This is a genomic window from Chitinophaga oryzae, assembly GCF_012516375.2.
Lineage (GTDB): Bacteria > Bacteroidota > Bacteroidia > Chitinophagales > Chitinophagaceae > Chitinophaga > Chitinophaga oryzae.
In genome coordinates this window covers 1,046,417-1,059,580 of the sequence record NZ_CP051204.2, presented here as the reverse complement: position 1 = coordinate 1,059,580, position 13,164 = coordinate 1,046,417, and the positions used below count along the sequence as shown (strand labels likewise).

Here is a 13,164-nt window from a genome sequence, read left to right as displayed (position 1 = left end):
TGCGCTTATTTTTTGCAATATTAATGCAAACGATTGCAACAAAACGGAGGGGAAAAGATATATTGTCAGTAGTTGTAAGCCTGTAAGAAAACATTCATCCGGTATCACACGTCCGGCCATTTCACCAAAATCGATCATTTTCATCACCTATAACAACCAACATCACGTAATGAAAAAACTATTCCTCTCCTTGCTGGCGATCTGCTGCGCTGCACAATCGATCTTCGCACAAACAGCGCACGATGAACATATGAAATGGTGGCGGGAAGCCCGTTTCGGCATGTTTATCCACTGGGGCGTATATGCGCAGCTGGCAGGCAACTGGCAGGGGCATCAGATAGGCCGCGGCGGTGAATGGATCATGAACCGCGGCAAAATATCAGTGGCCGACTACCAGCAGGTGGCCAAATCCTTCAATCCGGTAAAATATGACGCGGACGCATGGGTAAAAGCCGCAAAAGACGCCGGCATGACATACATCGTCATCACCGCCAAACATCACGATGGCTTCGCGATGTTCAAATCTGCCGCCAGCAAATGGAACATCGCCGACGCTACACCCTACGGTAAAGACGTGCTCCGGCCACTGGCGGCCGCCTGTAAAAAATACGGCCTTAAACTGGGCTTCTATTACTCCCAGGCGCAGGACTGGAACAACCCCGGCGGCGCTGCCGCCCGCAAAGTAACCTCCGAAGGCTGGGCCAATCCCGACTCCGCTAAAATAGACGCCTATACAAAAGATAACACCGGCCACTGGGACCCGGCGCAAACCAGCGCCACCATGGGTGAATACATCGATAAAGTAGCGGTACCACAGGTGAAAGAACTGCTCACCAACTACGGCGATGTAGCGGTATTATGGTGGGACACGCCGACCAACATGACCGACGAATATGCGAAGAAACTGCAGGCGGTACTGTCACTACAGCCCAATATCATCACCAATGACAGGCTTAAAAGACCCAACTTTCCGGGCGACTATAAAACACCGGAACAGAAAATTCCCACACAGGCCGAGCTGGATGGCCGCGACTGGGAAACCTGCATGACCATGAACGGCACCTGGGGCTACAAAAGTTATGACCACAAATGGAAAAGCACGGAGACACTGATCAGGAACCTGGTAGATATCGCCTCTAAAAACGGTAACTATCTCCTGAACGTGGGACCGGACGCACTGGGGCAGTTTCCGCAGCCCAGCATCGACGGACTGAAAGGCATCGGCCAGTGGATGAAAGTCAACGGGGAAGCTATCTACGCTACCAACGGCAGCCCCTTCGGCGCATTCCCCTGGGGACGCTGCACCAAAAAAGTTAAAGGCGGCAAAACCACCCTCTACTTCCATGTCTTTAACTGGCCCGCTGACGGCAAACTGGTCATCCCCGGTCTGAAAAACAACATCACCAGCACCCGGCTGCTTGCCGGCGGCAAAAAACTCAACACCTCCGCCACGGAGGAAGGACTCGTTATTAACGTACCAGCGCAGGCTCCTGACACCATCGCCACTGTCATCAAAGTAGAAACAACCGGAACTTTTTAAAAAAACAGGCGGCAACCGATGAGAACCGTATGCCGCCCGTCTCTCTATTTCCACAGCGTTATGAAAAATTCCCTGTTACTACAGCTTTTCTGTTGGCTGTTGATAGCCTCCATGGGTACTGCCATGGATAAAGAAACCGTTGTTGACATCACCCGCTTCGGCGCGGTGGGCGACGGTAAAACATTGAACACAGCCGCTATTCAGCAGGCCATTGACACCTGCTCCGCCAACGGTGGCGGGAAGGTGCGCGTGCCCGCGGGAACCTGGCTTACCGGTACCCTGCTACTAAAAAACAACGTACTGCTGCTTGTGGAAGAAAACGCCACCCTGCTCGGCAGCCCGGATATTAAAGATTATCAGATCGTAGACGGCTTTAAGGACGGTCTCGGCCAACAAATGGGCTATGCCCTCATCGGCGCCGTGGACGCAAGCAATACCGGCATCACCGGCAAAGGCACCATCGATGGCCAGGGTAAGCTGGTAAGGGCGTCCGGCGGCCACGAAAGACGCCCCTTCCTGGTACGCTTTGTCCGTTGCCGGCAGGTGCAGGTATCTGACATACGCCTGCAAAGTCCCACCGCCTGGACCATGCATTTTTTCCATTGCACGAACGTATTAACGGAAAAAGTCACCATCAGAAGCCGCGGTCTGGGCAATAACGACGGCATCGATATCGACTGCTGCGAAAAAGTAGTGATCCGCCACTGCGATATCGACAGCGGCGACGACGCCATCTGCTTTAAAACCACCAGCCCCTATCCCTGCCGCGAGGTGACCGTCAGCCATATTAAAATCAATACAGGCGAAGGCGCCATTAAATTCGGGACGGAATCGGCAGGCAACTTCGAAAATATAAACGTCAGCCATATCGACGTGGCATTCGCCCGCGAAGGCGGTATCAAGCTTTTTTCGGTGGATGGCGCACACCTCCGCAACATCAGCATCAGTGATGTAAAAATGGACAGGGTGAATATGCCCATCATTATCCGCCTCGGCTCCCGGTTGAAGACTTTCCGCGAAGGTGACGCTCAACAGGAGGTCGGCAGTATCAGCAACGTCAGTATTAAAAACGTAACGGTTAAACACGGTACCTGGACCGGCATGCTTATCAGCGGCATCCCCGGCCATTATATCGACGACATCACGCTCGACAATATTCACATCAACATCCCCGGTGAAGGGACCGCAGCAGATGCACAGGTCAACCTCGAAGAGCGGGAACGCGATTACCCCGAAATAAAAATGTTTGGCAAACAGATACCGGCCTACGCCCTGTATATCCGTCACGCTAAAAATATCCGGTTCCATCGTATCACCTATACCAGCGATCTGCCCGAAGCGCGACCGGCGGTAATTGCCCGTGACATTGACCAGGTACAGCTCACCCGCTGGGCCCTCCCTGGCAACACCGGTAAAGAGCCGCTGGTGCGCATTGCAGACTCCAAAAGCGTGGAAATGAAAGCTATCAGACATCCCGCATCCGGACAGTTCCTGAAACTGGAAGGCGTTGCCCGGAACATCACTGTCGACGGTACCGTAGCCGCTGCACCGCCCATTGCCCCGCTATGGAAAGAATTTGTAGCCGCCCGGAAAAATAATACCATCCCCATATTACCCGATTTCTCCTACGCCGGCTATCATTTTTCAGAACAACCACTGCCCGAACTAACCGGTAAGAAAAAGTTTGATGTGACACAATTTGGCGCCATTCCCAACGACGACCAATATGACGATGAAGCCATCCAACGCACCGTAGATGCTGCAGCAGCCAACCCTGGCGGAGGCATCGTCTTTTTCCCAAAAGGGAAATACCTGCTGGCGCCCGATGAAGACAACAAAAAACAGATCCTTATCACCGGTAGTAACATCGTCCTGCAAGGCAGCGGCAGCCAGGATGGCGGTACCGAAATCTACCAGGATAAAAAAAGAATCAACAGCCGGCAATTTCTTTTCCGTCCGGCGCAAAACCAGCAACAACGGCTGACCACCATTACCGCCAACGCCTCCCGTGAAACCTTCTCGGTAGAAGTAGCCGACGCATCACTGCTCCGGCCCGGGCAGGATGTCGTCATCAGGCACCGCAGTGAAGCCTATACGAAATGGTATTTCGATCCGCTGCCATTGAAACCCCGGTGGACACGCCTGTTCGGCGATAACGGCGGTATGCAGGTCCAGGAAATACACACCATCGAAAAAATAAATGGTCATACCGTCACCTTCAAAAATCCGCTGCACCTGGATATTCACCTCGTGGATGATAAACCATTTGAACTGGTCACCTATAACAGCCTCGAAGAATGCGGCATCACCGGTATACGCTTTTCCAGCAACTGGAAAAGTTATCCGGAAGATTTCGTCCATCACAAAAATGAGGTCCACGACTACGCCTGGGAGGCCATAGGAATGGAATATGTAAAAAACAGCTGGATACGCGACTGCGTGTTTTCCGACTGGAATGAAGGTATCAACATCCGCGCCGGCTACCAGGTCACCGTTCAGAATGTGACTTTCCTCGGAAAAAAAGGTCACGCTTCCGTACATGCCCGCACCGGTTATGGCGTGCTGATCAAACAATGTTATTTCAACGGCGCCCAGCATCACGGCCCCGGCACCGGCTACAGCGCCGCGGGGACCGTCATCACCCAGTGTGCGCTGGGCACCGACCAGAATTTTGACAGCCACTCCGGACAACCTTATGCCACTTTGTTCGATGATATCCGCGGCGGCGTATGCTACAACCTCGGCGGGCCCGAACCCGGTCATCCGCACCACGGCAAACAACTTGTGCTGTGGAACTTCCGTCATAGCTCCGCCAAAGACCAGCATTACAATTTCTGGGACATGGAACGCCGCCGGAACTATACCATCGCAGCACCTATACTGGAAGGCTTTCAGGCCGATTCAAAAGTAACTGTTGAACATACCGGCATCAATGAACTGCCCGGACAATCCGTCGCACCTGCATCCCTTTTTGAAGCGCAACTGGCATTAAGACTTTACAGCAAGGACATTACCAACTAACATATAATCCATTTTATCAACAAAAACTAAGCGTTATGAAATTCCCGATCCCAGGATGGCAGGGCAAACCCCTGCGCCTGTTTTCTCTCATGATGTGCTGGTTATTGTCTGTATGCGTATATACCTCACCGTTATCCGCACAGAGCAAAACCGTCACCATCAAAGGCCGTGTAACCTCCCAAACAGGGGAACCACTGCCCGGCGCCAATATCGTGGTAAAAGGTTCCACCCGCGGCGTTACCACCAATACAGACGGTACTTTTAAGTTAGAGGTGCCTGCAAACGTTTCCATAAAAATCACCTACACCGGCTTCATCTCCCGGGAACTGAAAGTGGAAAATGCAGACATGAACAACGTCAGCATCTCCCTTGCGACCGACAAAGGAGAGCTCAATGAAGTAGTAGTGGTCGGTTATGGTACGCAGAAACGTTCCGACGTTACCGGCTCCATCACCTCCATCAACGCACAGGCACTCCGCGATATCCCGGCCGCTAACCTCACCTCCATCCTCAAAGGACAAGGCGCCGGCATCGATATCCAAAAAAGCGGCGGCAACAGCAAACCCGGAGCCAAACCCACCATCCTCATCCGCGGTACCCGTTCCCTCAAGGCGGGTAACTCACCCCTGTTTGTGGTAGACGGTATCCCGTTCAACGGCGACATCAACGACCTGAACCCGGACGATATCACCTCGGTAGACGTGCTGAAAGACGCTTCCTCCACCGCTATCTATGGCTCCCGCGGCGCCAACGGCGTCATCCTCGTCACCACCAAACGTGGCAAAAGCGGTAAAGCAGTAGTCACCTACAGCGGCTACGCCGGCTTCGTAAAACCCGCCGGAAAATACGACCTCATGAACGCCCAACAATACGCCGATCTGAAAAAATGGGCCTACTGGAACGGCACACAGGACCCGCCACTGAAATACAGTGGCCCCGATGATCCGCAAATCCTCATCGACGGCTTCGACGCTGAAGAAAGAAGGCAGCTGGCTAAAGGCATCAGCACCGACTGGCAGGACCTGATCTATAAAACAGGTATCATGACCAACCACCAGGTCGGCATCTCCGGTGGCAACGAAAAAACACAATTCGCCGCCTCTGCCGGCTACTACAAGGAAACAGGCGTTTATCCCGGTCAGGCCTTCGAACGCTTCACCGTGAAAGTAAGCGTAGACCATCAGATCAATAACATCTTCAAAATAGGCGTCAGCTCACTCAACAACTTCTCCACCACCACCGGTGAAGGCGTCAACCCGATGGGACAAGCCCTGAGAGCCAGCCCCATGGCGCCTGCATACGACAGCAACGGCGCCGTGATCAACGACTTCCTCGCCGGCAGCCAGAAACAGATCTGGAACCCGCTGGCCGACTTCCTCCCCGGCGCCACCGTGGAGAAAAGAAAACGGAACGGCACTTTCACCACCGCCTACCTGGACGTGAATATCCTGCCGGGACTGAAATACCGCTTCAACGGCGGCGCTGAAATCAAAAGCGATAACTACGGCAATTTCTACGGCAGCAAAACCACCAATAACCTCGGCAGCCTTAATACCAGCGAAAACAAATACGGCTCCGATGTCAACTACACCCTGGAAAACCTGCTGACCTACGACAAACGCTTCGGCAAACATCATGTAAATTTCACCGGATTATACAGCTTACAGGAATCCCGCAGCCAGTCCAACAGCTATAACAACAACACCCTGCTGTCTGATGAACTGCAATACTTCAACGCTACCTATGGCCTCAACCTCGCCGGCAGCGGCTCCGAAAGCAAGTGGGACATCGTGTCCTACATGGGACGCCTCAACTACAGCTTTAAAGACCGTTACCTGCTCACCCTCACCGCCCGCAGCGACGGCAGTTCCCGCCTCGCGCCCGGCAACAAGTTCAAGGGTTTTCCCTCCGCCGCGGCAGGCTGGATCATGAGCAATGAAGATTTCATGCGCGACTCCCGCGTATTCTCCAACCTGAAGCTCCGCGCCAGCTACGGCCGCACCGGCAATACCGCCATCAACCCTTACCAGACGCTCGGCGCACTGAAAGGCATCAACTACAACTACGGTTCCACCAACGTTACCGGCGTGTTCATCAATACGGCGCCCAATGCGGCGTTACAGTGGGAATACACCACCACCGCCAACTTCGCGGTGGATTTCGGACTGTTCAACAACCGCATCACCGGTAGCGCGGAAGTGTATTCCGCTCAAACCAGCAACCTGCTGCTCCCGCTCCACCTGCCCGGTACCTCCGGCATCCCCGGCGATGTGCTGGTCAACGTAGGCAAAACACAAAACAAAGGGATCGATATACATCTCTCTACGGTCAACATACAAGGTAAAGGCAACGGTGATTTCACCTGGACGTCTGACCTGAATTTCTTCATCAACAGAGGCAAAATCACAGAGCTGTACAACGGTATCCAGCAGGACATCTCCAATGGCTGGTTCGTTGGTCAGCCCATCGGCGCCATCTACGACTATCAGCGCATCGGCATCTGGCAGAATAACAAATCCGATTCACTCCTGGCACAACGCTACGGACAGAAAGTCACCGGCAACTCCTCCGTGATCGGCACCATCCGCGTGAAAGATGTCAACAACGACAGCACTTTCAGCGATGCCGACAAAACTATTGTTGGCTCTCCGCAAGCCAGATGGGAAGGAGGCATGACCAACCGCTTCAGCTACAAAGGCTTCGATCTCACCGTAGTGATGTATGCGCGCATCGGCAGCACGCTCAACAGCAAACTGTATGGCGGCGGCTTTGCCAACACTTTCCAGGGTAACTACAACAACCTGAACGTGCCCTACTGGACGCCTTACAACGGAGAAAATCATTTTCCCAAACCCAACCAGTCCAGAACACAGACGCAATACAATTCCACACTGGGTTACTTCGACGGCAGCTATCTGAAGATCAGGACGCTGAGCCTGGGCTACAACGTTCCGGGCGCTTTTGTACAAAAACTGAAAGCCCGGTCCCTGCGGGTGTACGTGACTGCGCAGGACCCGTTCATCTTCTTCTCCGATTACCGCAACAAGTACCACGGCGTAGACCCGGAATCTGCCGGCAATATCAATGCAGACACACCGGCCACCTGGTCCATGCTCTTCGGTGTAAACCTTACTTTATAAACCTTCAAAATTGTGTGTGATGAAAAAGATATGGTTCGCTGCCGGCATATTCACCGCCGCCTCTCTGTTGGGAAGTTGCAGCAAAATGTTGAACGAAACACCCCGGGCCGTACTGGTACCGGATTTCTATAAAACGTCACAGGGCGTAAACGCCGCACTGGACGCCTCTTACGCAGGCACCCGCACCATCTGGGGCTGCGAAGACTATTTCTCTATGACCACGCCCGGCACAGACGAATTCAAAAGGGGCAATGACGGCAACCAGAACTTCATGACCTACGATCCGGGCCTCCTGCCCAGCGATGGTAAGTTCAAGGCACAATGGAACAACATCTACACGTATATCAACACCTGTAATGCAGTGATCCAGTATGCTCCTGAAGCCACCGGCATTTCAGAAGATATCCGCAAGAAAGCCATCGCAGAAGCGAAGTTCCTGCGGGCTAATTATTACTTTGTGCTGGTGCAGCTTTGGGGAGATGTGACCCTCACCACTTCCTTCATCTCCGGACCCGTAACGTCAGCCGACCGGCACCCGCTGGCCAAAGTATACGACGCCATCATCACCGATCTGAAAGAAGCCATTCCCAACCTGGCGCCCGGCCCTAAAGGCATAGACCCCGGCCGCGCCAATGCCGCCGCTGCCAGACACGTGCTGGCCAAAGTTTACCTGACCCGCGCCGGCAGCAAAGCCGCCAAACCTACAGACTACCAGGACGCAGCCGCAACGGCGATAGACCTGCTTACCAATGCACCATCGCTCGGCCTGAACCTGTTGCCCGATTTCGGCAGCGTATTCGCCGAAGGCAACGAAAACAACGCGGAAGTGCTGTGGACCGTACAACATACTGCCAGCCTGGCCTACAACGGTTCGCCCAACCAGGACAACCGCACGCCGGACAATATGCTGGTACATCTTTTTGTACCGCAATACGAGAAAATCGACGGCATGAGCCGCAACATCAAAGACGGGCGTCCCTATATCCGCACTGTGCCCACCAGATGGCTGACAGATACCGTTTTCGCAGAACGGAAAAATGATACCCGCTTCAACAAAAGCTTCCAGACGGTATGGTTCTGCAACAACGCCGGCAGCATCCCCGTATGGCCTAACCCGCTGCCACCGGGCGCTCCGGCCGGCGCCGCTCCCGGCAAGCCCAAAATGAAACTTGGCGACACCTGTATCTATATGCCACAGGGCACTTTCTCCAATGCACAGATAGCTGCGGCGCCCTACACGCTGATACCGTCCAACAAATACTCTATCAAAATGTCGCCGGCCCTATCCAAATATGTGGACACCAAACGTTCCGACATGAACGCGCCTTCCATCCGCCCCCTGATCGCTTACCGCCTTGCGGAAACATACCTGGTAGCGGCCGAAGCGCTGATGCAGAGCGGACGTACCGCCGAAGCAGTACAATATGTGAACGCAGTGAGAGAAAGAGCTGCGTTCCCTACCGGCGACAAAACCAAAATGAGTATTACCGCCGCCGATCTCAACATTGACTTCATCCTGGACGAACGTTCCCGGGAACTGGCCGGCGAAAACGTGCGCTGGCTGGACCTCGTAAGGACCGGCACCCTGCTGACCCGCTTACAGAAACACTGCGACGACAACGCCAGGATTAACTTCAAATCACCGAAACACTGGCTGCGCCCCATTCCGCAGGACCAGATAGACGCCACCACCACCGGCACGCCTTATCCGCAGAATCCCGGATGGTAACAGGCACTAAAGGTTGTATTCACAAATACAGGGTTAGTGCGTTGCACTAACCCTGTCACTTATACGAAAATGGCCTTTTACAATCGTTCCAGTCCGCCTACCATGCTGAAAGTGATCACGCCCAGTACAATAAGGGTAATCACCACATAGAGATAATCTTTCTCCAGTAAAAAAGCAAAAACGGAAAGGCCTATACGGATAATAGGCGTGGCTATCAGCAGTACGACCCCTAGCTGGATCACGTTCATGCCCTTGCCTTCCATAATCCCCCGGAAGATGCCCGGCAGGTTGTCAAGCCCCTGCCGCACCCCGGCAAAAGTGCCGTAGTCGGGCGCTTCATGTCCGTGGCGGTACAGGTATATCATCCCGCCCAGAAATACGATGATGCTGGAAGTGATAACACCCACCCGGAGCTGTTTGCCGATCAGCTGCTGTACATCTTTGTCAGCCCAGTAATGTTTCGAGAATAGACGCTTCATGTACTACAGTTTTCCGTTGAGACCATTATAAATCATCTGAAGCGCCAGGAAAGTGATTACTACGCCAAAGACTATACGCAACCACTTTGCATTGGCTTTCACCAGCAGGCGGGAACCGCCGAAGGCGCCCAGCAATACGCCCAGCACGACCGGCATACAGAGGCCGGGGCTGATGTAGCCGCGTTGCAGGTATACCACAGCGCTGGCGGCGGCTGTCACGCCGATCATGAAGTTGCTGGTAGTGGTGGACACTTTAAACGGGATCCGCATAATATTGTCCATCGCCAGCACTTTCAGTGCGCCGGAACCAATGCCCAGCAAGCCCGACATCACACCGGCGAAGGTCATCATAAAATAACCGCCCGGCACATGCCTTACTTTGTAGGATACCACTTCGCCGCCGGAAGGATAGGTCCCGTTCAGCTTCAGGTCGCGCGCCAGTTTACTGACATCTTCGTCAGAAACAGCTTCCGATTTTTTACGGAAAGACATCAGCGCGGAAAAAATCAGCACGCAGCCAAAGATAATGGCCACCACATTGGTAGGGATAAAAACCGCTATCAGCGCCCCCACTACAGCGCCCGTGGTAGTGGCGATCTCCAGGAACATGCCCAGCCGGATGTTGGTGATCCCTTCTTTTACATAAGCGGAGGCAGAACCGGAAGAGGTGGCAATAGACGCGATCAGGGCGGTACCAATCGCATAGCGGATGTCAACGTGGAAAACGAGCGTCAGCAGCGGGATAATCACCACACCGCCTCCCAGCCCGGTGAGCGACCCCAATAGCCCCGCCAGAAAGGCCCCGGCGAGCAGGACCAATGTAAATGATAAAATCGTCATAAGATGGTTGGTTGGTTTAGATCGACAATTACAGGCAATAAAAGAAGCCTTCAATGGCCAATGATGCAAAAGTAAGCAGAATATGATTCCCACAATCCGTAATCTATAAGTAACTTGCAGCCGGATACTTAATTTCTCTATATGATAAAGGTGGGTGAGTATAACCTGTTAAGGGTTAAAAAAGAAGCCGATTTCGGCGTATACCTGGAAGGTGTGGACCAGGAAATACTGCTGCCGACGCGGTTTGTGCCTAAAGGCACCAAAATAGGCGATGAACTGGAAGTTTTCCTGTACCATGATTCTGAAAACAGGCTGATCGCCACTACCCAGAAGCCTTATGGCGTCGCCGGCGATATCGTGAACCTGAAAGCCGTCAGCACCACCAAACAGGGCGCTTTCCTGGACTGGGGCCTGATGAAAGACCTTTTTGTGCCGCAGTCGCAACAGTTGACCCGCATGGTGCCCGGACAGGAATACCTCGTTAAAATATACATCGACGAACTGACGGGCCGCCTCGCCGCCACCGAGAAGATAGACCGCTTCCTCAGCAACGAAAACCTGACTGTAAAGGAAATGGACCCGGTCACCCTGGTGGTATACCGCCGTACCGACATCGGGTACGTGGTGATCATCAATAACCGGCATACCGGTATTCTTCATCACAACGAACTGTTCCGCACCGTGGAAGTCGGTGATAAGCTCAAAGGCTTCATCCGCAGCATCCGGGAAGATAAAATAGACGTAGTGCTGGGCCAGCCGGGCTACAAACGCGTGGAAGACGAAGGAGAGAAAATACTCCGCCTGCTGCAGGAAAACAACGGCTACCTGCCGTATCACGATAAATCCACCCCGGAAGAAATACAGGAGTTCTTCGGCATGAGCAAAAAAACGTTCAAAATGACGATCGGTAACCTGTACAAACAGCGGAAAATCATCTTCACACAAACAGGTATTAAAGAAGCGGATACTACGGAGTAACCGCTTTCACGATCGGGAAACTGATCATGAACTGTGTACCTTCCCCCGGACGGCTATCTACTTGTATCGTTCCTTTATGATTAAGGATGATATTCTGGGTAGCCGTCAGCCCAAGGCCGGTACCCTTGGTCTTACTGGTAAAAAACGGCTCAAATAGTTTTGCCAGGTTCTCCTGCGGGATGCCACTACCGGTATCGCTTATACGAACAAATACCTTGTCCGGCTCATGCCAGGTCTCCACTTCCAGCGTACCGTCACCCGCTTTCATTGCTTCAATGCCGTTGATAATGATATTCAGCAGGGCGATGATCAGCTTATCTTCATCGGCCATCACCTGCTGATCGGGCTCCCGTAGTTTTTTGATCACCCGGATATCATTCAGCTGCATACGGTCCGCCGCCAGATGAATCGTCTTTTCCACCAGCACATTGAGGCCCTGCGGCAACATATTCAGTTCAGACATACGGGTAGACTCCAATAATTCTGTCACCAGCTGGTTGATACGGTGGCAGTTGCGCTCCATAATATCGAGATATAGCTGGGAATCGGCCGTCTGCGGCAATTCAGACGTCTTTAATTCAGACACGGCCAGCAGGATGTTTGTCAGCGGATTACGCACCTCATGCGCAATCAGGCGGGCTATTCTCCCGGTAATAGCAAACTTCTCCTGTTGCTGCTTTTCCTGTTCCTTTCTTTTACGCTCCGTGATATCCTGGATAATACAGAGATACAACTGCTTTTTCTCATCGAGCAACGAAGCGTTTACCAATACGTCCAGTTGCTGTCCCTGGCAGGTACGGAACCTGAACTCCTGCCGTACCACGCCATCCTCATTGCACAGCTGGTCCACAAAGGCTTTGATCTGGCTCTCGTCCGCAAAAAGAGAATCGAGGTGACTGTTGTACAGCGACATTTCCTCGTAGCGCAACAACCGGATGGCTGCCGGATTGGCCGCTACAATGCGATGTTCACAATCTGCCAGCAGAATCGCATCATTTGATTTCTCGAAAATGCTGAAATATCTTTTTTCGCTTTTCTCAATAACATTGAGATGTGTGAATTTATCCAGTGTATAACGGATGGCGCGTTCCAGTCCTACTGCGGTAATTTCGCTCTTTACGAGATAATCCGCGGCGCCGGCCTCCATCGCCTCTTTATCGATGTGATAATCTCCTTTACCGGTAAAAAGAATAACCGGGGCTTTATAACCCAGGTTGCGGAAATGATGCAACACATCAATACCGGTATGCGCGCCTAAACGATAGTCGACCAGGTACAAATCGTGCACCCTGGTTTCAATAATACTCAGTGCTTCGCTGTAGGAAGACACCCACTGTAAAACATATTCGTCGGGCGAAATATCCTGCAGTAAAGCATTCACCAGGAAAAAATCATCCTCGTCATCATCGATCATTAAAATGTGTTTTTTACTGTTGA

General features: G+C 52.8%; 8 protein-coding genes. 5 read left to right on the top strand and 3 right to left on the bottom strand.

Annotated elements, in window-relative coordinates:
- The first annotated feature begins 169 nt into the window (after positions 1–169).
- From HF324_RS04480 to HF324_RS04465, 4 genes are read left to right on the top strand one after another with little or no spacing between them, the layout of a single operon-like run.
- Positions 170–1,540: an alpha-L-fucosidase gene (locus HF324_RS04480; RefSeq protein ID WP_168861990.1), complete on the top strand. Its 1,371-nt coding sequence runs from the start codon at positions 170–172 to the stop codon at positions 1,538–1,540.
- Positions 1,541–1,558: 18 nt separating this feature from the next.
- Positions 1,559–4,561: a DUF4955 domain-containing protein gene (locus HF324_RS04475; RefSeq protein WP_168861989.1), complete on the top strand. Its 3,003-nt coding sequence runs from the start codon at positions 1,559–1,561 to the stop codon at positions 4,559–4,561.
- Between the two features lie 35 nt (positions 4,562–4,596).
- Positions 4,597–7,701: a SusC/RagA family TonB-linked outer membrane protein gene (locus HF324_RS04470; RefSeq protein WP_168809924.1), complete on the top strand. Its 3,105-nt coding sequence runs from the start codon at positions 4,597–4,599 to the stop codon at positions 7,699–7,701.
- Between the two features lie 19 nt (positions 7,702–7,720).
- A complete protein-coding gene (locus HF324_RS04465) occupies positions 7,721–9,430 on the top strand; it encodes a RagB/SusD family nutrient uptake outer membrane protein (protein WP_168861988.1) in 1,710 nt (569 codons plus the stop codon).
- Positions 9,431–9,507: 77 nt separating this feature from the next.
- Here the strand turns inward: HF324_RS04465 and HF324_RS04460 are convergent, their stop codons facing one another.
- Together HF324_RS04460 and HF324_RS04455 are read right to left on the bottom strand one after the other, a co-directional pair.
- Positions 9,508–9,909: a DUF1634 domain-containing protein gene (locus HF324_RS04460; RefSeq protein WP_168809919.1), complete on the bottom strand. Its 402-nt coding sequence runs from the start codon at positions 9,907–9,909 to the stop codon at positions 9,508–9,510.
- A 3-nt stretch (positions 9,910–9,912) separates the two neighbouring features.
- A complete protein-coding gene (locus HF324_RS04455; protein ID WP_168861987.1) occupies positions 9,913–10,749 on the bottom strand; it encodes a sulfite exporter TauE/SafE family protein in 837 nt (278 codons plus the stop codon).
- Between the two features lie 141 nt (positions 10,750–10,890).
- Here HF324_RS04455 and HF324_RS04450 point away from each other — a divergent pair, with 141 nt between their 5' ends.
- The gene (locus HF324_RS04450; protein WP_168809915.1) at positions 10,891–11,727 is read left to right on the top strand and encodes a CvfB family protein; all 837 of its coding nucleotides are present in this window, start codon (positions 10,891–10,893) and stop codon (positions 11,725–11,727) included.
- Here HF324_RS04450 and HF324_RS04445 read toward each other — a convergent pair.
- Positions 11,717–13,141, bottom strand: coding sequence for a hybrid sensor histidine kinase/response regulator (locus tag HF324_RS04445; RefSeq protein WP_168809913.1), 1,425 nt, complete (start codon positions 13,139–13,141; stop codon positions 11,717–11,719). The genes HF324_RS04450 and HF324_RS04445 overlap by 11 nt on opposite strands.
- Between the last annotated feature and the right edge of the window lie 23 nt (positions 13,142–13,164).